Origin of the sequence: Streptomyces sp. NPDC096311 (assembly GCF_044763085.1) — a bacterium.
Classification (GTDB): domain Bacteria; phylum Actinomycetota; class Actinomycetes; order Streptomycetales; family Streptomycetaceae; genus Streptomyces.
Genome location: NZ_JBIWFN010000005.1, coordinates 355,740 through 377,891 on the forward strand (window position 1 = coordinate 355,740; position 22,152 = coordinate 377,891).

Below are 22,152 nucleotides of genomic sequence, written 5' to 3' on the forward strand. Positions count from 1 at the left end.
GTGTCCGTATCATCTTCGCTGCCCGTTTCCTCCCCCTCGTCCCCCCATCTGCACCTCGCCGTCGCACTCGACGGCGCCGGCTGGCACCCGGCCGCCTGGCGCGAGCCGGTGGCCCGCCCCCGTGAGCTGCTCACCGCCGGGTACTGGACGGACCTGGTCACCGAGGCCGAGCGCGGTCTCCTCGACTTCGTGACCATCGAGGACGCCCTCGGACTCCAGTCCTCGCACCTCACCGAGCCCGACAGCCGCACCGACCAGGTCCGCGGGCGCCTGGACGCCGTCCTGGTCGCCGCCCGCGTCGCCCCGCTGACCAGCCACATAGGACTGGTCCCGACCGCCGTCGTCACCCACACCGAGCCCTTCCACCTCTCCAAGGCGATCGCCACCCTCGATTACGTCAGCACGGGCCGCGCGGGCGTACGGGTGCAGGTGTCGGCCCGCGCGCACGAAGCCGCGCACTTCGGCCGCCGTACGCTCCCGCCGCTGCGCGTCGAGGACCTGGACAGCCCGGCCCTGCGAGAGCTGACGACCGGCCTCTTCGACGAGGCCGCGGACTACGTGGAAGCGGTGCGCCGGCTCTGGGACAGCTGGGAGGACGACGCGGAGATCCGGGACGTCGCCACCGGACGCTTCGTCGACCGCCACAAACTGCACTACATCGACTTCGAGGGCAAGCACTTCAGCGTCAAGGGCCCCTCGATCACCCCCCGCCCGCCGCAGGGCCAGCCGATCGTCAGCGCCCTGGCCCACGCGACCGTCCCCTACCGGCTCGTGGCCCGGGCCGCCGACATCGGATACGTCACCCCGCACGACGCCGGCCAGGCCCGTGCCGTCGTCGACGAGATCCGCGCCGAGCGGACGGCGGCCGGCCGCGCCGACGAACCCCTGCACCTCTTCGGTGACCTCGTGGTGTTCCTGGACGACGACCCGGCCGCCGCGGCGGCCCGCCGCGAGCGTCTCGACGCCCTGGCCGGATACCCGTACACCAGCGATGCCCGGATCTTCACCGGCACGCCCACCCAACTGGCCGATCTGCTCCAGGAGTTGGTGGAGGCGGGGCTGTCCGGCTTCCGGCTGCGTCCCGCCGTACTCGGCCACGACCTGCCCGCCGTCACCCGGGGCCTCGTGCCCGAACTCCAGCGCCGGGGCGTCTTCCGGCAGTCGTACGAGTCCGACACCCTGCGTGGGCTGCTCGGCCTCTCCCGCCCCGTCAACCGCTACGCCGCCACCGCCTGAGCCGGAGGGACCCACTCATGAGCAGCACGTCACAGGACAAGCCCCGCAAGCAGATCCACCTCGCGGCGCACTTCCCCGGCGTCAACAACACCACCGTGTGGAGCGACCCCGAGGCCGGCAGCCACATCGAGTTCAGCTCCTTCGCCCACTTCGCGCGCACCGCCGAGCGCGCCAAGTTCGACTTCCTGTTCCTCGCCGAAGGGCTGCGACTGCGCGAACAGGGCGGCAAGATCTACGACTTGGACGTCGTCGGCCGCCCCGACACCTTCACGATCCTCACCGCGCTCGCCGCCGTCACCGAACACCTCGGCCTGACCGGCACCATCAACTCCACCTTCAACGAGCCCTACGAGGTGGCCCGCCAGTTCGCCAGCCTCGACCACCTCTCCGACGGCCGCGCCGCCTGGAACGTGGTCACCTCCTGGGACGCCTTCACCGGCGAGAACTTCCGCCGCGGCGGCTTCCTCCCGCAGGAGGAGCGCTACTCACGGGCCGAGGAGTTCCTGACCACGGCGAACGAGCTCTTCGACTCCTGGCACGGGGACGAGATCGTCGCCGACCGGCAGACCGGCACCTTCCTGCGCGACGCGAAGGCCGGAGCCTTTGTGCACCAGGGCCAGCACTTCGACATCCAGGGACAGTTCAACGTCCCGCGCAGCCCGCAGGGACGCCCGGTGATCTTCCAGGCGGGAGACTCCGACGAGGGGCGCGAGTTCGCCGCCTCCAGCGCCGACGCGATCTTCAGCCGGTACGCCACCCTCAAGGAGGGCCAGGCGTTCTACACGGACGTCAAGGGACGCCTCGCCCGCTACGGCCGTGAGCGCGACCACCTGCTCATCCTGCCCGCCGCGACCTTCGTCCTCGGCGACACGGACGCCGAGGCGGAGGAGATCTCCCGCGAGGTGCGCCGCCAGCAGGTCAGCGGCGCCACCGCGATCAAGCACCTGGAGTTCGTCTGGAACCGCGACCTGTCCGCGTACGACCCGGAAGGACCCCTGCCCGACATCGACCCGGACCTCGGCGAACACACCATCGCCCGGGGCCGCGCCCAGGTCCGGATGTACCGCGACCCGCTGGCCACCGCCCGCGAGTGGCGCGAGCTCGCGGCCGCCAACAAGTGGTCCATCCGCGATCTGGTCATCGAGACCGGCAACCGGCAGGCCTTCGTCGGCTCCCCGGCCACCGTCGCGGAGACCATCGACGCCTTCGTGCAGGCCGACGCCAGTGACGGCTTCATCCTCGTCCCGCACATCACGCCCGGCGGCCTCGACACCTTCGCCGACACCGTGGTCCCGCTGCTCCAGGAGCGCGGCGTGTACCGCACCGAGTACGAGGGCACGACCCTGCGCGACCACCTCGCCCTCGCCCACCCGGACACCGTGCGCGACGAGCGCGCGGCGTCATGAAATTCCTCGCCATCACCCTGATCGTGCACCGGCCGGACCCGATCACCGGCGTGCGCAAGCCCACGCACGACCGATTCCGCGAGGTCCTCGACAACGCCCTGCTCGCCGAGGAGTTGGGCTTCGACGGCTTCGGCGTGGGGGAGCGGCAACCCGACCCCCGGACTCCTTGTGCCGACGCTGTCGAGGACGTCGCGTCAGTGGTGGTGGCCGTGCCGGCCGAGGGTCTCCACAGGGGTCGCGCCGGGGCGGGTCCACTGCGGCACGGGTCGGCTGGTCGGGCCCCAGGTGGCGTTCCCGTCCGCGTCCGAGCGCCAGTACCAGCAGGCCTGGCGGACCCCGGACGGGTGCCCCTCGCGGACATCGCCGATCACGGGCCTGCCCTCGGGGTGGTCCTCCCACGCCTCGCCGCGGCCGTAGGGCGTCATGTCGAGCAGGGCGAGGGATCCGTTGACCGGTTCGTTGCCACGGCCCGTCGTGGAGTAGGTGAGGAACACGCGGTCGCCGGCGCGCAGGAAGCAGGTGAGGTAGCCCATGGGGGCGCCGACCGGCCCGTCCACGTCACGCACCGAGTACCAGGGCTGGGTGTAGCCCATGAACTCGACGTAGGAGGCCACCTCGTCCCACCGGCCCGTGGTCAGGACGGCGAACGAGACACCGCGGGCGTCGAGGTAGACGGCGTCCTTCAGGTGCCAGGCCGTGGTGGTGCAGCCCTCGCACTGTCCCTGGTGCGGTGCGCCGTCGTGCCACATGTGCTTGTAGACGACGAGCTCGTCGCGGCCCTGGAACAGGTCCAGGAACGGGACCGGGCCGTCGGGTCCGACGACCTCGACCGTCCCGTCGAGCTCCACCACCGGCAGCCGGCGGCGGGCCGCGGCGATGGCGTCGCCCTCGCGGGTATGGGCCTTCTCGCGGACCAGCAGCTCGTCACGGGCGGTCTGCCAGGTGGCCAGGTCGACGACGGGCGGGCGGCCGGGCAGCGCGGTGGTCGGGTCACTCGGCGTGGTCGTCATGGTGTCCTCCGTGGTGTCTCGTGCCGGGCAGCGTTGTAAGACGTCCCACAACGCTCACCAGAAGAGACTCGGGCACCGGCCAGAACTCATCGCGGCGGAGCGCCCTCGGTGCTGACAAGTTCCCAGACGCGCTTCCAGGACTCCGTGGCCGGCACCCGTCTGCCCCACTAGCCCCACTAGGTCCCCGCGCACCGTCCCACGATCGCGCCGCCCGGCCCGCGACCACGAAACCCGCCCTCACCGCTCCGAAGCCGCCGGTGGACGATGCCGGTCGGGGGCGGTTGGTGCGGTTGCGGTACTTGGTCGCTGCCCGGTCTGGACGGTTGCGCGAGCGTGGGCGAGGTTGTTGCGGCTGATCAAGGTGTCGGGGTGGGCGTCACCCAGCCCGTCAGATAGCGTACGAGGCTTTCCGCAGGCGCCGGTACGCCTCTGCGCGCTCTGTCCGGCAAGGCCCGCGGGGTGGAACGATTTCAGTGCTGGTACCGGCAGCGAGTGGAGGTCGGGCCGCGCACCGCGTTTGGCACGACGAGCAGCAAGGGGGCTGGGCATGGCTGTGGTGATGTCGATGCATTGGGCAGGGGTCACGCCGGAGCAGTACGACATGGTGCGGGATGTGGTCGGTTGGGAGGAGATCCCGGCGGCTGGTGGCCAGGTGCACGTGGCCTGGTTCGATGCCCAGGGGTTCCATGTGACCGATGTGTGGGAATCCCAGCAGGCATTCGAGATCTTCTTCGCCGAACGGCTCGCACCCGCGATCCAGAAGGCCGGCATCACCGGTACACCCGAGACAGGCTTCAGTCCGCTCCACCGGCGTTTCATCGCCGCTGACGTCAGTGGTGCGGCCTAGGGACAGGACGAACGCCGATTCGGCTGCGAAGCCGTGCCTGCCGCGCGCCGGGCTTGGAGCTCCGGCGTGCGGCAGGCAGGCAAGCCGGGGGGCGGGACGGGCCGGGGTACGAGACGGTCAAGCCGAAGCGTCGGGCTTGACGATCGTGCTGACGAAGTCGCCGATGGCTCCGAGGGTGCGTCCCATCTGCTCGATCTGCGGGAAGTGCCCGGCGTCGGGGATCGGGGCGAAGTGCCCGTTGGGAAACGAGTCGGCGTAGCCACGCCCGTACTTCAGGGGCGCTATGCCGTCCTCCTCGCCCCAGACGACCAGCACCGGCACGGTCACCCGGTGCAGTCGGCCACGCAGCTTCGGGTCGTACGTGAACCCCTCGCCCCCGTACACGGCGAGGGTCTTCTGGTTGGTGACCGCCGCGGCCCGCTGCGCCTCGCTGAACGAGGCGAAGTCGGGGCGGAACCGCGCGTTGGCGAAGGACAACTGGCTCACCTCGGCCGGGGCCAGGGTGCGCGGGTCGACGACCCGGTTCTCCTTCATGTGGGCGTGGATGCCTACCGCGTTCAGCAGGGTCAGCGCGCCGATCCGGCCGTGGTTGTCGCGCAGGGCCATCTCGGCGGCGATCCAGCCGCCGATGGAGTTGCCGACCACCATGACGCCCTTCAGGTCCAGGGCGTCGAGCAGATCCAGGTACGCGACGGCCAGGTCGGCGACGGTGTCGAACCGCTCCGGTCGGGGAGTGCCGTCGAAGCCGGGGTGGGTCGGCGTGACGACGTACACCTGCTCGGACAGTGCGGACGAGATGCCGGCCACCGTGCGTGGGCCGGCACCGCCGTGCAGCATCAGCACGCCGGTGCCCTCGGTGTTCTCGCCGTACTCCTCGACATTGACGGACAGTCCGCCAGTCAGCTCGATGGTGCGGGAGGTGGGGGTGGAGGCAGGGGTGGAGGCAGGGGTGGTCATGGGGAGGTCCTTGTCATCGCGTGGTGAGAGTTGACTCTCATGAAGTTAGAGGGTTCGCTCTCTTCATGCAAGTGGACTCTCATGACGAGACTCGGTTATCCATGAGTACTGAAGTCCTGGCTCTGGCCGCCATCGCCTTCACGCCGCGAGGGCTCGTCGCCTGCTGCATTGGCGTCACCCGCGTCACCGGGTCGAGGGATTGCACCTCCGGCTGGCGAGCCGGACATGCCGGATAAATGCGATTATCACAGCGCGGTGACATGGCGACTCCGAGCCGTCACCACATCTGGCAGGAGGACCAATCGATGAACCTCACTCTGAAGCGCCTGCTCGGCGTTACCGCGGCGGTGATCACGGGCTCGGCGGCCCTGCTCGGCACCGGCGCAGGCACGGCCGACGCCTACGGTCGCGCGCACTGCGACCGCGCCGAACAGGACATGTGGAGCAGCGCCGGGCCCAGCCGCAACCTGACCGGCCACCACTGCAGCATCCCGAACAACAAGAGACGCTGGTACACCATCGAGATCGACACCCTCGTACGGACCCACTACAAGAGGGACACTCTGGACGGAGGGGTCGACCGGACCGAGACCCTGCACAACAGAACCATCAGCTGCATGGGCTACACCTCGGGCAACGGCAAGGTGAACTGGTTCGGATGCCCGCCCTCCTGACACACCCGCCGAAGGGTCGGCCCGGGAGGAAACCCCTCCTGAGCCGACCGTCTCTCTGTCCCCGCGGCCGGCTCTTCTCTCTCTGCCCCCGGCAGGTTCGAATCGCTCTGCCTCCGGCAGGATTCGAACCTGCTCACCCGCTGGCAGGAGTGGGGAATCAGCTGACGTCGAGGTAGTCCCGTAGGGCCTGGGAGCGGGAGGGGTGGCGCAGTTTGGACATCGTCTTGGACTCGATCTGACGGATGCGCTCACGTGTCACCCCGTACACCTGCCCGATCTCCTCCAGGGTCCGGGCCTGCCCGTCGATGAGGCCGTAGCGCAGGGAGATGATCCCGGCCTCGCGTGCGGTCATGTTCGCGAGGACGGCCTGGATGGCGTCCTTGAGGAGGAGGAAGGTGACCATGTCCGCGGGGGAGATGGTCTCGCTGTCCTCCAGGATGTCACCGAGTTCCGTGCCGCCGTCCTCGCCGAGCGGGGTGTGGAGTGAGACGGGCTGCTTGCTGTAGCCCTCTATCTCGGTGATCTTCTCGACAGGGACGTCCAGCTTGTCCGCGAGTTGTTCCGGTGTGGGTTCGGCCCCGGTGTCCTGGAGTATTTCCCGGCGGACCTTGGCCATGCGGTTGATGACCTCGACCATGTGGACGGGAATGCGGATCGTCCGGCTCTGGTCGGCCAGGGCGCGTGAAATCGCCTGCCGGATCCACCAGGTCGCATAGGTCGAGAACTTGAACCCTTTGGTGTAGTCGAATTTCTCCACCGCGCGGATCAGTCCCGTGTTTCCCTCCTGGATCAGATCCAGGAACAGCATTCCCCGTCTGCTGTACCGCTTGGCGATGGAGACGACCAGGCGCAGGTTCGCCTCGACGAGATGGGACTTCGCCACGTGTCCGTCCGCGGCGAGAATCTCCAGTTCGCGTTGGAATTCCGGGCTGATGTGCGGCTCCTCCGTGAGCCTTCGCTCGGCGAACAGGCCCGCCTCGATCCGCTTCGCCAGCTCCACCTCCTTCTCGGCGTCGAGGAGGGAGACCCGGGCGATCTGCTTGAGGTAGTCGCGCACCTGATCGATCGTGGCGCCGCCGGAGGTGAGCCGGGGGCTGGGCGCGTCGTCCTCCTCGTCCGAATACGCGGCGGGATTGGGCGACTCCAGTTCCCATGCCTGAGTGTCCGTTTCCATGGCGCTCAACTCCTCTCCAGAAGCGGTCGGAGGAACTGCCCGGTGTAGGACCGAGGCTGGGCCGCCACCTGTTCGGGGGTGCCCTCGGCGATCACTGTGCCGCCGCGGTGGCCGCCTTCGGGACCCATGTCGATGATCCAGTCGGCGGTCTTGATCACGTCGAGGTCGTGCTCGATGACGACGACCGTGTTGCCTTGGTCGACGAGTCGGTGGAGCACGGCCAGCAGTTGGCGGACGTCGTCGACATGCAGGCCGGTGGTCGGCTCGTCGAGGACGTAGAGCGTTCTTCCCTTGGTGCGTTTCTGCAGTTCGGCGGCGAGCTTGACGCGCTGTGCCTCGCCGCCGGAGAGCGTCGTGGCGGGCTGGCCGAGTTTCACATGGCCCAGACCCACGTCATGGAGCGTCCTGAGGTGCCGGGAGATGATCGCGTGTTCCGCGAAGAAATCCAGGCCGTCCTCGATGGTCATGCCCAGTACGTCGGCTATGGACCTGCCTTTGAAGTGTACGTCCAGGGTGTCCCGGTTGTACTGCGCTCCGTGACACACCTCACACGGCACGTAGACGTCAGGAAGGAAGTTCATCTCGACCTTGAGGGTGCCGTCGCCGTAGCAGTGCTCGCAGCGGCCGCCCTTGAGGTTGAAGGAGAACCGGCCCGGCTGGTAGCCGCGTATCTTCGCCTCCGGGGTCTGTGCGAACAACTGCCGCAACCGGTCGAAGACCCCTGTGTACGTCGCCGGGTTCGACCGGGGGCTGCGGCCGATCGGGGACTGGTCGACCTGGACCACCTTGTCGATCCCCTCCACGCCGGTGATCGCGCGATGGCGGCCGGGCACCTTGTGGGCGCGGTACAGACGTTTGGCCAGTGCCGTGTAGAGGATGTCGTTGACCAGAGTCGACTTGCCCGAGCCGGACACACCCGTGACGGCGACGAACTGCCCGAGCGGGAAGGAGACCGACACCTCGCGCAGGTTGTGCGCGCCGGCGTCGTGCACCGTGATCGCGCGCCCCTCCGTGCGGGGCCTGCGTGCCGCGGGCAGCGGTATCCGCCGTCGGCCGGACAGATAGGCGCCGGTCAGGGAGGTCGGATGGTCGAGGAGTTCGTGCGCGGTACCCGAGTGCACCACGTGTCCGCCGTGCGTGCCCGCGCCCGGCCCGATGTCCACCACCCAGTCGGCGGCCTTCACGGTCTCCTCGTCGTGCTCGACGACGATCACGGTGTTGCCACGGTCCCGCAGTCGCAGCAGTGTCTCGATGAGCCGTCGGTTGTCGCGCTGGTGCAGCCCGATGCTCGGTTCGTCCAGCACGTACAGCACGCCGACCAGACCCGCGCCGATCTGGGTGGCCAGCCGGATCCGCTGCGCCTCGCCGCCGGACAGACTGGCGGCGGGCCGGTCCAGCGACAGATAGTCCAGGCCGACGTCGAGAAGGAACCGCAGTCGCTCACCGGTCTCCGCGACGACGGCGTCGGCGACTCGCCGCTCCCAGCCCTCCAGCTCCAGGCTCCTTACCCATCGGGCGAGTTGATCGATGGGCAGTGCCGTCAGCTCGGCGATGGTGCGTCCGGCCACGGTGACGGCGAGCACGGCCGGTTTCAGCCGGGCGCCGCCGCAGGCCGGGCAGGGCACCTCACGCATATATCCTGCGAACCGCTCCCGGGAGGCGTCCTCCTGCGCGTAGCGACGGGCGACATGGGGGAGGACGCCCTCGAACCGGGTCAGGTGGGAACGCTCACGCCCGAACCGGTTCCGATAGGTGATGTGGACCTGCTCCCGGAACCCGTGCAGCACCACCTTCCTCGCGGCGGCGGGCAGTTGACGCCAGGGGGTGGCGGTGCTGAACCCGGCCGCCGCTGCCACCGCTTCGAGCAGCCGGGTGAAGTACTCGGCGCCGCTGGTGTTCGTCCACGGCGCGACGGCGCCCTCGGACAGCGACTTCTCCTCGTCCGGTACGACGAGTTCGGGGTCGGCCTCCATCCGTGAGCCCAGGCCGGTGCACTCGGGGCAGGCACCCCACGGCGCGTTGAAGGAGAACAGCCGAGGTTCCAGCGCCTCGAGGCCGATGTCGTGCGCCCGCGGGCAGGCCATCCGCTCCGAGAACCGCACCTCACGTTCCGGGTCGGAGGCGTCCAGATCCACGAGGTCGACGCAGACGACGCCTCCGGCGAGCCCGAGCGCGGTCTCGACGGACTCGGTCAGTCGCTGTCGCGCACTCGCCTTCACCGCGAGCCGGTCCACGACCACGTCGATCGAGTGCTTCCTGCGCCTGTCCAGCGGCGGCGGCCCGGTGAGCGGATGGACCTCCCCGTCGACCCGCACCCGGCTGAACCCGTCGGCCCGCAACTGCCTGAACACGTTCGCATGTTCGCCTTTGCGGTCCCGGACGACCGGAGCCAGCACCTGGACGCGTACCCCGTCACCCTTCGCGAGCAGCCGGTCCACGATCTGCTGGGGCGTCTGCCGCTCGACCGGCTCCCCGCACTCGGGGCAGTGCGGGCGTCCGACGCGCGCGTACAGCAGACGCAGGTGGTCGTAGACCTCGGTGAGGGTGCCGACCGTGGAGCGCGGGTTGCGACCGGTCGTCTTCTGGTCGATCGCGATGGCCGGCGACAGGCCCTCGATCACATCGGCATCGGGCTTGTCCAACTGGCCGAGAAACTGCCGGGCGTACACGGAAAGCGATTCGACGTAACGCCGCCGGCCCTCGGCGAAAATCGTGTCGAAGGCCAGGCTGGATTTACCCGAACCCGATACTCCGGTGAAAACGATGAGCGCATTCCTGGGCAACTCCACGGAGATGTCACGCAGGTTGTGCTGGCGGGCGCCCTTGATGACGAGTCGGTCTTTCACATGTCCGAACCCTACGACGCGGTAGAGCGTGCGGTTGCCGAATCGTTATCGACTGGTTCCGCCCTCGGTGACGCTCCGCCGACCGCCGCGGCCTCACGCTTCGACGAGCTCGCGGACGCCGTCCCGCACCAGCTGCTCCTGCTCCAGGACCCGTTCCTGCTCCTGTTCCAAGACTCGTTCCTGCTCCTGCACTCGCTCCGTCTTCCGCGCCCGCTCCTGTGCCTGCTCCCGCTCCTCGACCGGGTGGCGGTGGCGGTACAGCCAGGTGATGTCACGGCCGAACGACCAGATGAGCGAGGCGAGCGCGAGGAGCACCGCGGCGGCGTTGCCCTCCACGGGCATGATCCCTGCGCCCGCGACGAGCAGCACGATTCCCTGAAGGGCCGCCACGGTCTTGCGCGCCATGCTGTGCGGCAGGGCCGCGTTCAGCCAGGGCAGCACCCGGGCCGCCGCCACGAACGCGTACCGCATGGTGCCGATCAGCAGCACCCACGGGCCGAGCGACATCGAGACGTACACGCTCAGCACCAGGATGAGGAACGCGTCCACCTCCATGTCGAAGCGGGCGCCCAGCGCGGTCGAGGTGCCGGTGCGCCGGGCGACCTTGCCGTCCACCCCGTCGAGGATCAGGGCGACCGCCGTGAGACCGACGAGCAGGCTGACCGGGGGCGAGCTCTCGAAGGAGTCCGCGACCAGGGCGGTGACCCCGCCGACCAGGATGGCCCGGCCGAGCGTCACCCGATTGGCCGGTCCGAAGGAACGGGGCCGTGAGCGACGCAGGGCACGGGTCAGAACCGCCCAGGTGGCGAGCGCGAAGGCCAGACCGGTCAGCCAGCCCGCGGGCCCCATCCCGATCGCCGTGCCCAGCAGAGCCAGCACCAGGAGCTGCAGACCCGCTCCCACCGTGGTCTCCTGCGCCAAGAGCCTCGCGTCGTACGTGTTGTTCAGGGCCACCGCACATCCTCCGGCCGTATGACAGAGTCGATCAACGCCGCGTACAGTGCGCGGCTTGTCACCGCTCCGTACGTGAAGATCTGCTGAATCGTTCAGGGGGACGCTCATGGAACTCACAGCTCGTGCCTTCTGGCTGAGCTCGCCCGGCCACGCCGAGATACGCGAGATCGCCCTGCCGGCCCCCGCCGAGGGGGAGGTGCTGGTGCGCACGCTCTACTCGGGAGTGAGCCGGGGAACCGAGACCCTCGTCTTCCGCGGCGGCGTTCCGGAAAGTCAGCATGCTTCGATGCGTGCACCGTTCCAGGACGGGGATTTCCCCGCACCGGTGAAGTACGGCTATTTGAGCGTCGGCCAGGTGGAGGAAGGCCCGGCGGGTCTGCGTGGCCGGACCGTCTTCTGCCTGTATCCGCACCAGACGCGCTACGTCGTGCCGCTGAGCGCGGTGACCGTCGTACCGGATTCCGTCCCCGCCCCGCGCGCCGTGCTCGCCGGGACCGTGGAGACCGCGGTGAACGCCCTGTGGGACGCGGCACCGCTGGTCGGCGACCGGATCGCCGTGGTGGGCGGCGGCATGGTCGGCTGCTCCATCGCCGCGCTCCTCGCCCGCTTCCCGGGCGTACGCGTCCAGCTCGTCGACGCCGACCCCGCCCGCGCCGAGATCGCCCGCGCCCTGGGCGTCGATTTCGCGCTCCCCGCGGACGCCGCGGGCGAGTGCGACCTCGTCGTGCACGCCAGCGCCACCGAGGCCGGGCTCACCCGGTCGCTGGAGCTGCTCGCCCAGGAGGGCACCGTCCTGGAGATGAGCTGGTACGGCGACCGGCGGGTCAGCCTGCCGCTCGGCGAGGCCTTCCACTCACGGCGCCTGGTCGTGCGCAGCAGCCAGGTGGGTTCCGTTTCCCCGGCGCGGCGCGCCAGTCGGACGTACGCCGATCGGCTGGCACTCGCCCTGGAACTGCTCGCCGAGCCCGCCTTCGACGCGCTCGTCACCGGTGAGTGCGGCTTCGACGAACTGCCCGACGTGATGCCGAAGTTGGCCTCCGGATCGATACCCGGCCTGTGCCATCGCGTCGTCTACGAAGGCGTTTGAGCACTGAACAACCTGCCTGACCTCCAAAAACTGCAAAGAAAGGGGAACAGGAAGCTGAACAAGGAGAACGGGGCAGCCGTACTACACGGCATGGTCCCGGCAGGGGATCAGACGTGCCGCACCTGGAGGGTCGTCCGTTGTTCAGCATCACCGTCCGCGATCACCTGATGATCGCCCACAGCTTCCGTGGCGAGGTCTTCGGGCCCGCGCAGCGCCTGCACGGGGCGACGTTCCTGGTGGACGCCACGTTTCGTCGGGCCGAGCTGGACGACGACAACATCGTCGTCGACATCGGTCTGGCCACGCAGGAACTCGGCGCCGTCGTGAGCGCGCTGAACTACCGCAACCTCGACAACGAACCGGACTTCAAGAACACCAACACCTCGACGGAGTTCCTGGCCAAGGTCATCGCCGACCGCCTCGCCGAGCGCGTGCACGCCGGGGCCCTCGGCGAGGGCGCCCAGGGCCTCGCGGGCATCACGGTCACCCTGCACGAGTCGCACATCGCCTGGGCGAGTTACGAGCGTGCGCTGTGACCGACACGACCATGGACCAGGCGTCCCCCAAGACCGGTCAGGTGCCCCCGAAAACCGGTCAGGTGTCCCCGAAGACCGGCCCCGCGGCCGTGAACGGCGACCAGGCCTCCCTGAACTACGTGCCCGTGCAGCACACGGCTCTCAAGAACGCCGAGATCATCCCCATGTCCCTGCGCTCCGTGCACTTCGTGATGCCGGGCGGTGTCGACGACGCGTCCGCGCCCAGCGGCGGCAACGCCTACGACCGGCGGCTCTGTCTCGACCTGCCCGGCTTCGGCTGGCAGGTCCACAAGCACGCCGTCGCGGGCAGCTGGCCCCGGCCGTCGGCCTCCGCCCGTACGGAGCTGGCCCGCACGCTCAGTGAGTTCCCGGACGACTCGGTCGTCCTCCTCGACGGGCTCGTCGCCTGCGGCGTCCCCGAGATCGTCGTCCCCGAGGCCGAACGGCTGCGTCTCGCCGTCCTGGTGCACCTGCCGCTCGGCGACGAGACCGGGCTCGCGCCCGCCGTGGCGGCCGAGCTGGACGCGAAGGAACGGGCGACGCTGCGGGCCGTGTCCGCCGTCGTCGCCACCAGCGACTGGGCCGTCCGCCGGCTGGTCGCCCACCACGGGCTCGCCCCGGAACGGGTCCATGTCGCCGCCCCGGGCGCCGACATCGCGCCCCTCGCCTCCGGCACCGACGGCGTCTCCCGACTGCTGTGCGTCGCCGCGGTCACCCCGCGCAAGGGCCAGCACCGGCTGATCGAGGCCCTCGCCACCGTCACCGACCTGCCCTGGAGCTGCGTCTGCGTCGGCGGACTCACCCAGGACCAGACGTACGTCGCCCAGCTGCGCGGCCTGATCGAGAAGTACGGGCTCGGTGACCGGCTGCACCTCGCGGGACCACAGGCGGGCGCGGAACTCGACGCGAGCTACGCGGCGGCCGACCTCATGGTCCTCACCTCCTACGCCGAGACGTACGGCATGGCCGTCACCGAGGCGCTCGCGCGCGGGATCCCGGTGCTGGCGACCGACGTGGGCGGTCTCCCCGAGGCGGTCGGGCGCGCGCCCGACGGCGGGGTCCCCGGCATCCTCGTACCCCCCGAGAACCCGGCGGCGCTCGCCGTGGAACTGCGCGGCTGGTTCGGCGAGGCCGATGTGCGCCGCCGGCTGAAGGCCGCCGCGCGCAGTCGCCGGGCCGCACTGGACGGCTGGGCGACCACCGCCCGCAGCCTGGCCGGTGTGCTGGGACGTCTTCCGCAGCAGCCTCGGAGGGCGGCATGAGTATGACTGCGACTCCGTCGGGAGTTCCGGAACAGGGCGTGTCGGAGGTGGGCGTGCAGGGTGGTGTGTCCGGGGTTCCGGGGCAGCGCGCGAGCGCGCCCGACGACGACGTGCCCCGTTACGCGCCCCAGTGGCTCCAGCTGCGGGAGCCGGCGGACGCCGCCGCACGGGCGCCCGAACTGCTCGACCCGCTGCGCATCCGGCTGGCGAACCGGCCGGGCCGCGGCGGCGACCTGATGATCCACGACCTCGGCTGCGGCACCGGCTCCATGGGCCGCTGGCTCGCCCCCCGGCTCGACGGCGCCCAGCACTGGATCCTGCACGACCGGGACCCCTATCTGCTGCATTTCGCGACCGTGGGCGCACCGCAGGCGGCCGCCGACGGCAGCCGGGTCACGGTCACCACCCAGCGTGGTGACATCGGCCGGCTGACCGCGGACGCGCTGACCGGGGCGTCACTGGTGACGGCGTCCGCCCTGCTCGACGTGCTGACCAGCGAGGAGATCGACCGGCTCGCGGCGGCCTGCGCGGGCGCCGGGGTGCCGGCCCTGCTCACGCTCTCCGTCGTGGGGCGCGTCGAGTTCACACCGACCGATCCGCTGGACGCCGAGCTCGCCGAGGCGTTCAACGCCCACCAGCGGCGCGGGGGACTGCTCGGCCCCGACGCGATCACGGCGGCCTGCGAGGCCTTCGACCGGCACGGCGCGACGGTACGCGTGCATCCGAGCCCCTGGCGGCTCGGCGCCGACGAGGCCGACCTCACGGCGGAGTGGCTGCGCGGCTGGGTCGGCGCGGCCGTCGAGGAGCGGCCCGCGCTGGCCGCTCGTGCAGAGTCGTATCTGCAGTCCCGCCTCGCCGCCTGCGCCGCGGGTGAACTGCGCGTACGGGTCCACCACAGCGACGTACTGGCGCTGCCGCGGCCCACCGGGGGTGCGGCGTGAGCGCCGGGGCGGGGACGGCGGAGGCGGTCGGCGTCGACGCGGACACGTCCCGCCCGCGCGGTGCGGCGACCGCTGTCCGGGTCCACGCCGACGCGGACCTGGTTTCGGTACGCGGCGACGCGAGCCCGGCGGACACGGCCCCGACCGCCGGCGCCCCGACCCCCGCCCGGCAGGAAGCCGACCCGGCCCCCGCCCGCCGCAAGGGGGGCTCCCTGCGCACGCACATCGGTTCGGTCGTCGGCGTCCTCATCCTCGGTGTGCTGCTCTGGCGGCTCGGTACCGGTGTCTTCCTGGACGGGCTGCGGCGGGTCGACGGCCCGACCCTGCTGGCGGGCCTTGGGCTCGGTCTGCTGACCACCGTGTTCAGCGCCTGGCGCTGGTGCCTGGTGGCACGTGGACTGCGGATCCGGCTGTCGCTGGGCGGCGCCGTCGCGGACTACTACCGCGCGCTGTTCCTGAACGCGGCGCTGCCCGGCGGTGTCCTCGGCGATGTGCACCGCGCCGTACGACACGGCCAGAGCACCGGGGACGTCGGCCGCGGCGTACGCGCCGTGGTCCTCGAACGGACCGCGGGCCAGGCGGTCCTGGTGGCTGTCGGTGCGGTGGTCCTGCTCACCTTCCCGTCACCGGTCCTCGCGGACGCCCGCCAACTCGCCCTGATCCTGGCGATCGTCTCGGTGTGCGGAGTCGTCGCGGCGGGCGCGGTCCGCAGGGGCAGAGCCCGGTCCGGTCCGTCCCGGCGCTACGGAGCCGTCCGCGCCGCGGTCACCGAGGCGCGCGGCGCGCTGCTCGCCCGCGGCAACTGGCCGGGCGTGCTCATCTCATCGGTCGTGGTGCTGGCGGGACATCTCGCGATGTTCCTGCTCGCCGCCCGCGTCGCCGGATCCCACGCCTCCGCCGCCGTGCTGCTGCCGCTCGCCCTGCTGGCCCTGCTCGCCATGGGCCTGCCGCTGAACATCGGTGGCTGGGGCCCCAGGGAAGGCGTCATGGCCTGGGCCTTCGGCGCCGCCGGGCTGGGCGCCGGCATGGGCCTGAGCGTCGCGGTGATCTACGGAGTGCTCAGCTTCGCCGCCGCCCTGCCCGGCGTTGCGGTCCTGGTCGTCCGGTGGTTCGCGGCGCTGCGGCGCCCCCGGCAGGAGAACGCAGGAGGGCATGATCAATGCCGAGCGTCAGAGACGGCCGAAGTTCACGCCCCGGAAGTCCCCTTGGCCGGGGCCGCGTCGCAGGCAGTGGGCAGCGTCTTCGCGGTCACCAAGGAGAAGTACGCCCCGAAGGCCTCGGTCAGTCCCGCCAGGAGCTCCTTCCCCTTCTCGGCGGACGCCTTCGACGGGCGGCCGATGACGCCGGACTCGGTATAGCCGGCCATTCCGAGGGTGAGCAGATGACGCCGGTCGTCCGCGACGAAATCGGAGGTCTCGTAACCGGGCCGGACCAATTCAGGATGCGTGTGCAGAAGAATGGAGGTCTCGATTTCACCGGCGTGCATATCGGTGAGCAACGAGGTCTCCACACCTGCCCGTTCCAGCGCCGCCTCCCAGTCCTCCATGGCCGGGAAAAGTGCCATACGGGTACCGGTGCCGACGGATTCCTGAACCACGTTGCCCAGCACGTAATTCCCGCCGTGACCGTTCACCAGCACCAGGGTGTCGACGCCGGAGTGGCGCAGCGACGCGGCTATGTCCCGCACCACCGCGTGCAGCGTGACGGCGGAAATGCTGACGGTACCCGGCCAGGCCGCGTGCTCGTGCGAGCAGGAGATGGTCACCGGAGGAAGGAGATGGACCGGATGAGCGGCGGCGATCCGTTCCGCGACGGCGCACGCGACCAGGGTGTCCGTCGCCAACGGAAGGTAGGCACCGTGCTGTTCGAAACTCCCGACGGGAAGCACGGCGACCTCACGGGCGACACCGGCCCCCCGCTCCCGTACATCCGCCGTGGTGTCCGCCGGCAACAGACCGGATACCGCCGCGCGCGTTTCCGAACCACTCATGTTTCACGGCCTTTCGACGCTGCTTTCGACTCTGCTTAGGAACCAGATCATGACAGATAACTTTGGAGTACTCGCCGGGACCGCACGCCTCACAGGTGTCGAACGAGTCGTGAATGCCCCTTTGCCCACCGTGTACGGCGACTTCCAGGCGGTCGGCTTCCTGGATCACGATCGCGGAGAGGAGCAAGTGGCCCTGGTGTACGGCGAGGTCGGCGACCTCAGCAAGAGCGGGGAAGGCGCCACGAAAGAAGGCGTCCTCACCCGGCTTCATTCGGAGTGCCTCACCGGCGACGCCTTCGGCTCCACCCACTGCGAGTGCGGTGACCAGCTCGCCGCCGCGCTGCGCGCCATCGTCGCGGAGGGTCGTGGCGTCCTCGTCTACCTCCGCGGCCACGAGGGCCGCGGCATCGGCCTGCTCGCGAAGCTCCAGGCGATGAAGCTCCAGTCGGAGGGCCTCGACACCGTCGAGGCGAACGTCGCCCTCGGCCTCCCGGTCGACGCCCGTGACTACCGCGTCGCGGCGGACATCCTGCACGACCTCGGCGTCCGCTCCGTACGCCTGCTCTCGAACAACCCGCGCAAGCGGGAGTCGCTTCAGCGCAACGGCATCAAGGTCGCCGAGCAGGTCCCGCTGCTCATACCGCCGTGCCCGCAGAACATCACCTATCTGCGCACCAAGCGGGAGCGACTCGACCACTTCCTGCCGCACCTGGACGTGGTGGTCTCCCACTCCTCCTGAGCGCGGGCGCCCGAGGGCGTCACCCGGAGGCGTGGGCTGTGGTGAGAGAGGTGCGCGCGGGGAAAGGTACAAGGAATGACCGACGACGTCCTGTACCTCTCCCGGGACCGGGTGACGGAGCTGTTGGACACCGATGCGGCGATCGCCTCGCAGCGCGCGGCGTTCACCGCGCTCGGTGACGGCACCGCCGAGCTCCCCGGCAAGATCATGCACCCCAGCCGATTCGACGACAGCGTCGTCTTCGCCTACCTCGCCCGGCTGTCCGCCGACACCGGGGCCGTCGCCAAGTTCGGCAGTGTCAACCCGGCCAACACGGCGGCCGGGCTGCCGACGGTGCACGCCGTGATCAACGCGCTCGATCCGGTGACCGGGCAACTCGCCGCCGTCATGGACGGCACGGCGGTCACGACCCTGCGCACCGCCGCGGCGAGCGCCGTCGCCCTCGACGTGCTGGCCACCGCCGACAGCGCGGAGCTGGGCCTTCTAGGCTCCGGCACCCAGGCCCTCGCCCACGCGCGGGCCGTCGCCCGGGTGCGAGACCTCAGGTCCGTACGGGTGTGGAGCCCGGACCCGGTCCGGCGGGCGCGGGCGGCGCGGCGCCTCACGAAGGAACTCGGCGTCGCGACCAAGGCCGTCGACACGGCGGAGGAAGCCGTCGCGGGCCAGCCCATGATCGCCGCCTGCACGCTCAGCAGCACACCCGTCGTACGGGGCGCGTGGCTGACGCCCGGGTGCGCGGTGGTCAGTGTCGGCTCCTTCGAGCCCACCCGCAGCGAGGTCGACACGGAGGTCGTACGGCGGGCCGCGGCGGTCGTGGTCGACGACCCGGAGACGGCGGCGGAGCACGCGGGACCGATCGTGGACGCGCTGCGGGAGGGAGTACTCACCCGCGCCGACCTGATCCCGCTCGGCGGTGTCCTCACCGGCAGTCACCCGGCCCGCACCCACCCCGACGACATCGTCTTCTACAACAGCGTCGGGCTCGGCATCCAGGACGCCGCCGCTGCCTGGGCCGTGATCGCGGCCGCTCGTGCCCGGGAGGCGCGCCGATGACCGGGAGCGCGCGGGTCGTCGTCATCGGCGGCGGGGTGATGGGCACGAGCATCGCCTACCACCTGGCCCGGGCCGGTGTACCGGACGTGGTGCTCGTCGAGCGCGACGAACTCGCCTCCGGGTCCACCTCGCGGGCCGCGGGCGGGGTCCGGGCGCAGTTCTCCGACGAGCTGAACATCCAGCTGGGTGCCCGGAGTCTGGAGGCGTTCGCCCGTTTCGGTGAGGAACCGGGCCAGGACATCGGGCTGCGCCGGGTCGGCTATCTGTTCCTGCTCTCCACACCCGAGGAGGTCGCCGCCTTCGAGGACGGCGTACGGCGGCAGAACGCGCTCGGAGTGCCCAGCCGTCTGATCGGCCCGGCCGAGGCGCAGCGGCTGTCCCCGCTGATCACCACCGACGGGTTGCTGGCGGCGGCGTTCTCCCCGGACGACGGGCACTGCACGCCCGAGTCCGTCGTGCAGGGCTACGCGGCCGGGGCCCGCCGGTACGGCGCGACCGTGCTGCGACACCGCGAGGTCACCGGCATCGAGACCCGCGGCGACGAGATCACCGCGGTCGTCACCGGCCAGGGGCGGATCGCCACCGACACGGTCGTCTGCGCGGCCGGTGCCTGGTCGCGGGCGGTCGGCGCGATGGTGGGCGTGGACCTGCCGGTGGAACCGCTGCGCCGCCAGATCGCCGTCACCGAAGCCGTCCCGGGCCTGCCGCCCGACCTCCCCATGACCATCGACTTCACCACCAGCCTCTACTTCCACACCGAGGGCCCCGGGCTCCTCCTCGGCATGTCCGACCCCGACGAGATCCCCGGCTTCGCCACCAGCACCCACGACCGCTGGATCCCCCGCCTGTCCGAGGCGATGGAGCGCCGCGCCCCGGCCCTGCTCGACCTGCGTCGCACGGGCGGCTGGGCGGGCCTGTACGAGATCACTCCGGACCACAACGCCCTGATCGGCGAGGCACGTTCGTGCGCTCGCTTCCTGTACGCGACGGGGTTCTCGGGCCACGGCTTCCTCCAGGGACCGGCGGTCGGCGAGGTGATCCGTGATCTGTACCTGGGCCGCGTACCCTTCGTCGACATCAGCCCCCTGAGCGTCGAGCGCTTCACCGCCGACGCCCCGCGCCCGGAGGTCAACCTCGTATGACCGAGCTCCACTTGTGGCTGCGCCACGAGACCCGTACGACCGAACGGCGTACCCCGATCGTGCCCTCGGACGCCCGACGGCTCATCGAGAGCGGCGTGACGCTCACGGTCGAGGAGTCGCCGCAGCGGGTCTTTCCCGTCGAGGCGTACGAGGACGCCGGCTGCCGGGTCGCGAAAGCAGGCTCCTGGGTGTCGGCGCCGCCGGACACGGTCGTCGTGGGACTGAAGGAACTCCCGGACGAGCCCCCCGAACTGACACACCGCCATATCTTCTTCGGGCATGCCTACAAGCGGCAGCCGGGGGCGGCGGCGCTGCTGCGCAGGTTCCTCGCCGGGGGCGGGGCCCTGCTGGACATCGAGTACCTGGTGCACGACGACGGGCGCAGACTCGCCGCGTTCGGCTACTGGGCCGGGTACCTGGGCGCCGCCCTGGCGGTGCTGCACCACCGGGGCAGCCTCAAGGCCCCGTTGCGGCCCACCTCCAAGGAGGAGCTCGACGCGGAACTCGCCTCCGAGCAGGGGGAGTTGAGCGCCCTCGTCGTCGGCGCGCTCGGCCGCAGCGGCCGGGGTGCCCGCGTGGCGCTGGGCGTGGCCGGGGTCGAGCCCACCTGCTGGGACCTCGCCGAGACCCGTGAGCTGGACCGACCGGCGTTGCTGGCACACGAGTTGATGGTCAACACCGTGCTCACCACCCGGCCGATCCCGCCCTTCCTCACGGACAAGGACCTCGACGAGCCCGGCCGCCGGCTGCGCACCCTGTGCGACGTCACCTGCGACGTCGGCTCCCCCCTGAACGTGCTGCCGGTCTACGACACCACGACGGACTGGACGCACCCCGCCCGCCGCATCCGTGAGCGGCCCGCTCTCGACCTGATCGCGATCGACAATCTGCCGTCGCTGCTGCCGCTGGAGGCGAGCGTCGACTTCTCGGCGGCGCTGCTGCCCCAGCTGCTGGATTTCGGGGTCGGCGGCCCGTGGGGGCGTTGCCTGGACCGCTTCCACGAGGCGTGCCGCACGCTCGAAGCCGGGGAAGCCGGGGAAGCCGGGGAAGCCGGGGAAGCCGGGGAAGCCGGGGAAGCCGGGGAAGCCGGGGAAGCCGGGGTGGCTGAGGAAGCCGAGAAAGTAGAGGAAGGGGAGTCGCGTGATGTCTGAGGTGACGGCCGCGAGCGGCACCGTCCACTGGATCGGCGCGGGCCTGTCCACCGGCAGCGGTCTCGCCGCGACCTGCGACGCCGCCGACCGCGTACGCCTGTGGCACCGCACCGAGGAGCGTGCCGCGCGCAGCCTGGAGGCGCTGGGCCTGACCGGGCGGGCCGAGCCCCGTGCGTACACACAGGAGGCGCTCGCCGCCGAGCTCGCCCCCGGAGACGTCGTCGTCTCCATGCTGCCCGCACCCGAACACGCCCCGCTGCTCGCCGTCTGCGTCGAGCGTGGCGCCCACTTCGCCTGCTCCAGCTATGTTTCGGACGCGGTCCTCGACCAGGTGCCCGCGGCCGAGGCGGCGGGAATGGTGGTGCTGACCGAGTGCGGGCTCGACCCGGGCATCGACCACCTCTTCGCGCACAGTCTGATCGCCCGCGCCGAGGCCGAGATCGGCGCCGGGTCGGCCGCCGCGTACCGCCTCACCTCGTACTGCGGCGGCATCCCCGCCGTGCCCAACGACTTCAGGTACCGCTTCAGCTGGGCACCCGCGGGCGTGCTCAACGCCCTGCGCTCGCCCGCCCGATATGTCGAGGACGGCACCGAGACCACCGCCGACCGCCCCTGGGAGGCCACCCGCCCGCACCTGATCGACGGCGAGGCCTTCGAGGTCTACCCCAACCGCGACAGTGTGCCCTTCGTCGAGCAGTACGGGCTTCCCGGCACCTGGAAGCCGGAGACCTTCGTGCGCGGCACCCTGCGCCTCGACGGCTGGCTGCGGGCCTGGGACGCGGTCTTCGATGAGTTGAAGGCGGGCGACGACCGGCGGATCACCGCTCTGGCCCAAGAGCTGGCGAAGACCTATCCGACCACGGACGCGGACCGTGACCGGGTCGTCCTCGCCGTCTCCCTCGACGTGCGCGGCGGCTCCGGCACGACCTGGTCGGGGCGCTACCTCCTCGACGTCGTGGGCACCGCCGAGGAGAGCGCCATGGCCCGCTGTGTCTCGCGCACGCTCGCCCTCGGGGTCCGCCACATCCTGGACGGTTCGCTCCCGCCGGGCCTCGGCCGCGCCGCGGAGACGGCGGAGCGCTCCGAGCAGTGGCTGGCCGAACTCGCCCGGGAGGGAGTGCCGTTCACTCTGCGCGCGGGGTAGCCG

The 22,152-nt window shown here is 70.8% G+C and carries 18 protein-coding genes and 3 pseudogenes; 15 read left to right on the plus strand and 6 right to left on the minus strand.

Annotation, left to right across the window (positions count from 1 at the left end; genetic code table 11):
* The 3 genes and pseudogenes from ACIRA5_RS15850 to ACIRA5_RS15860 all read left to right on the plus strand — a co-directional run.
* Positions 1–1,236, plus strand: coding sequence for an LLM class flavin-dependent oxidoreductase (locus ACIRA5_RS15850; protein ID WP_403691126.1), 1,236 nt, complete (start codon positions 1–3; stop codon positions 1,234–1,236).
* A 17-nt stretch (positions 1,237–1,253) separates the two neighbouring features.
* Positions 1,254–2,642: an NtaA/DmoA family FMN-dependent monooxygenase gene (locus ACIRA5_RS15855; RefSeq protein ID WP_403691128.1), complete on the plus strand. Its 1,389-nt coding sequence runs from the start codon at positions 1,254–1,256 to the stop codon at positions 2,640–2,642.
* Positions 2,639–2,800, plus strand: a pseudogene (locus ACIRA5_RS15860) (LLM class flavin-dependent oxidoreductase); the annotation flags it as partial. The gene ACIRA5_RS15855 and the pseudogene ACIRA5_RS15860, both read left to right, overlap by 4 nt.
* Positions 2,801–2,836: 36 nt before the next feature.
* Here ACIRA5_RS15860 and ACIRA5_RS15865 read toward each other — a convergent pair.
* On the minus strand, positions 2,837–3,652 hold the full coding sequence (locus ACIRA5_RS15865) for a DUF899 family protein (RefSeq protein ID WP_403691129.1): 816 nt from the start codon (positions 3,650–3,652) through the stop codon (positions 2,837–2,839).
* A 547-nt stretch (positions 3,653–4,199) separates the two neighbouring features.
* On the opposite strand from ACIRA5_RS15865, the gene ACIRA5_RS15870 reads away from it, so the two are divergent.
* A complete protein-coding gene (locus ACIRA5_RS15870) occupies positions 4,200–4,499 on the plus strand; it encodes a hypothetical protein (protein WP_403691130.1) in 300 nt (99 codons plus the stop codon).
* 117 nt (positions 4,500–4,616) lie between these two features.
* Here the strand turns inward: ACIRA5_RS15870 and ACIRA5_RS15875 are convergent, their stop codons facing one another.
* Positions 4,617–5,456 (minus strand): alpha/beta fold hydrolase, encoded by an 840-nt coding sequence (locus ACIRA5_RS15875; protein WP_403691132.1) that lies wholly within the window; start codon positions 5,454–5,456, stop codon positions 4,617–4,619.
* A gap of 305 nt (positions 5,457–5,761) precedes the next feature.
* Here ACIRA5_RS15875 and ACIRA5_RS15880 point away from each other — a divergent pair, with 305 nt between their 5' ends.
* A complete protein-coding gene (locus ACIRA5_RS15880; RefSeq protein ID WP_403691133.1) occupies positions 5,762–6,130 on the plus strand; it encodes a hypothetical protein in 369 nt (122 codons plus the stop codon).
* A 157-nt stretch (positions 6,131–6,287) separates the two neighbouring features.
* Here ACIRA5_RS15880 and ACIRA5_RS15885 read toward each other — a convergent pair.
* The 3 genes and pseudogenes from ACIRA5_RS15885 to ACIRA5_RS15895 all read right to left on the minus strand — a co-directional run.
* Positions 6,288–7,325 (minus strand): annotated as a pseudogene (locus ACIRA5_RS15885) (RNA polymerase sigma factor); the annotation flags it as partial.
* Entirely contained in the window at positions 7,310–10,150 is a 2,841-nt protein-coding gene (gene uvrA / locus ACIRA5_RS15890; protein ID WP_403691134.1) for an excinuclease ABC subunit UvrA, read from the minus strand. The gene uvrA and the pseudogene ACIRA5_RS15885, both read right to left, overlap by 16 nt.
* Before the next feature lie 93 nt (positions 10,151–10,243).
* Positions 10,244–11,104, minus strand: a complete 861-nt coding sequence (locus tag ACIRA5_RS15895; protein ID WP_403691135.1) for a CDP-alcohol phosphatidyltransferase family protein — start codon at positions 11,102–11,104, stop codon at positions 10,244–10,246.
* 106 nt (positions 11,105–11,210) lie between these two features.
* Here ACIRA5_RS15895 and ACIRA5_RS15900 point away from each other — a divergent pair, with 106 nt between their 5' ends.
* The 5 genes and pseudogenes from ACIRA5_RS15900 to ACIRA5_RS15920 form a co-directional block, all read left to right on the plus strand.
* The gene (locus ACIRA5_RS15900) at positions 11,211–12,191 is read left to right on the plus strand and encodes a 3-hydroxyacyl-CoA dehydrogenase NAD-binding domain-containing protein (RefSeq protein ID WP_403691137.1); all 981 of its coding nucleotides are present in this window, start codon (positions 11,211–11,213) and stop codon (positions 12,189–12,191) included.
* 137 nt (positions 12,192–12,328) lie between these two features.
* Positions 12,329–12,727, plus strand: a complete 399-nt coding sequence (locus ACIRA5_RS15905) for a 6-carboxytetrahydropterin synthase (protein WP_060900963.1) — start codon at positions 12,329–12,331, stop codon at positions 12,725–12,727.
* Entirely contained in the window at positions 12,724–13,989 is a 1,266-nt protein-coding gene (locus ACIRA5_RS15910) for a glycosyltransferase family 4 protein (RefSeq protein ID WP_403691139.1), read from the plus strand. Before ACIRA5_RS15905 ends, ACIRA5_RS15910 begins: the two co-directional genes overlap by 4 nt.
* A complete protein-coding gene (locus ACIRA5_RS15915; protein ID WP_403691141.1) occupies positions 13,986–14,930 on the plus strand; it encodes a class I SAM-dependent methyltransferase in 945 nt (314 codons plus the stop codon). Before ACIRA5_RS15910 ends, ACIRA5_RS15915 begins: the two co-directional genes overlap by 4 nt.
* Before the next feature lie 257 nt (positions 14,931–15,187).
* A pseudogene (locus ACIRA5_RS15920) lies at positions 15,188–15,949 on the plus strand (lysylphosphatidylglycerol synthase transmembrane domain-containing protein); the annotation flags it as partial.
* Between the two features lie 167 nt (positions 15,950–16,116).
* Here the strand turns inward: ACIRA5_RS15920 and ACIRA5_RS15925 are convergent.
* Positions 16,117–16,920: a creatininase family protein gene (locus ACIRA5_RS15925; protein ID WP_403691142.1), complete on the minus strand. Its 804-nt coding sequence runs from the start codon at positions 16,918–16,920 to the stop codon at positions 16,117–16,119.
* Positions 16,921–16,969: 49 nt separating this feature from the next.
* On the opposite strand from ACIRA5_RS15925, the gene ribA reads away from it, so the two are divergent.
* From ribA to ACIRA5_RS15950, 5 genes are all read left to right on the plus strand, one after another.
* Entirely contained in the window at positions 16,970–17,659 is a 690-nt protein-coding gene (ribA, locus tag ACIRA5_RS15930) for a GTP cyclohydrolase II (RefSeq protein ID WP_054234509.1), read from the plus strand.
* Positions 17,660–17,734: 75 nt separating this feature from the next.
* On the plus strand, positions 17,735–18,712 hold the full coding sequence (locus tag ACIRA5_RS15935; protein ID WP_403691143.1) for an ornithine cyclodeaminase family protein: 978 nt from the start codon (positions 17,735–17,737) through the stop codon (positions 18,710–18,712).
* A complete protein-coding gene (locus tag ACIRA5_RS15940) occupies positions 18,709–19,854 on the plus strand; it encodes an NAD(P)/FAD-dependent oxidoreductase (protein ID WP_403691144.1) in 1,146 nt (381 codons plus the stop codon). Before ACIRA5_RS15935 ends, ACIRA5_RS15940 begins: the two co-directional genes overlap by 4 nt.
* The gene (locus tag ACIRA5_RS15945; protein WP_403691145.1) at positions 19,851–21,005 is read left to right on the plus strand and encodes a saccharopine dehydrogenase; all 1,155 of its coding nucleotides are present in this window, start codon (positions 19,851–19,853) and stop codon (positions 21,003–21,005) included. Before ACIRA5_RS15940 ends, ACIRA5_RS15945 begins: the two co-directional genes overlap by 4 nt.
* Positions 20,998–22,149 carry a saccharopine dehydrogenase family protein gene (locus ACIRA5_RS15950; RefSeq protein ID WP_403691147.1) on the plus strand — a complete coding sequence of 384 codons (1,152 nt, stop codon included), beginning with the start codon at positions 20,998–21,000 and terminating at the stop codon, positions 22,147–22,149. The genes ACIRA5_RS15945 and ACIRA5_RS15950 overlap by 8 nt, the downstream gene beginning before the upstream one ends.
* The last annotated feature ends 3 nt before the right edge of the window (positions 22,150–22,152 follow it).

Bases quoted from the DNA above. Each gene is read 5' to 3' on its own strand.
- ACIRA5_RS15950 (WP_403691147.1), top strand. From the start codon at position 20,998: ATGTCTGAGGTGACGGCCGCGAGCGGCACCGTCCACTGGATCGGCGCG.
- ACIRA5_RS15880 (WP_403691133.1), top strand. From the start codon at position 5,762: ATGAACCTCACTCTGAAGCGCCTGCTCGGCGTTACCGCGGCGGTGATC.
- ACIRA5_RS15855 (WP_403691128.1), top strand. From the start codon at position 1,254: ATGAGCAGCACGTCACAGGACAAGCCCCGCAAGCAGATCCACCTCGCG.
- ACIRA5_RS15875 (WP_403691132.1), bottom strand. From the start codon at position 5,456: ATGACCACCCCTGCCTCCACCCCTGCCTCCACCCCCACCTCCCGCACC.
- ACIRA5_RS15940 (WP_403691144.1), top strand. From the start codon at position 18,709: ATGACCGGGAGCGCGCGGGTCGTCGTCATCGGCGGCGGGGTGATGGGC.
- ribA (WP_054234509.1), top strand. From the start codon at position 16,970: ATGACAGATAACTTTGGAGTACTCGCCGGGACCGCACGCCTCACAGGT.
- ACIRA5_RS15935 (WP_403691143.1), top strand. From the start codon at position 17,735: ATGACCGACGACGTCCTGTACCTCTCCCGGGACCGGGTGACGGAGCTG.
- ACIRA5_RS15870 (WP_403691130.1), top strand. From the start codon at position 4,200: ATGGCTGTGGTGATGTCGATGCATTGGGCAGGGGTCACGCCGGAGCAG.
- ACIRA5_RS15900 (WP_403691137.1), top strand. From the start codon at position 11,211: ATGGAACTCACAGCTCGTGCCTTCTGGCTGAGCTCGCCCGGCCACGCC.
- ACIRA5_RS15925 (WP_403691142.1), bottom strand. From the start codon at position 16,920: ATGAGTGGTTCGGAAACGCGCGCGGCGGTATCCGGTCTGTTGCCGGCG.
- ACIRA5_RS15865 (WP_403691129.1), bottom strand. From the start codon at position 3,652: ATGACGACCACGCCGAGTGACCCGACCACCGCGCTGCCCGGCCGCCCG.
- ACIRA5_RS15915 (WP_403691141.1), top strand. From the start codon at position 13,986: ATGAGTATGACTGCGACTCCGTCGGGAGTTCCGGAACAGGGCGTGTCG.
- ACIRA5_RS15945 (WP_403691145.1), top strand. From the start codon at position 19,851: ATGACCGAGCTCCACTTGTGGCTGCGCCACGAGACCCGTACGACCGAA.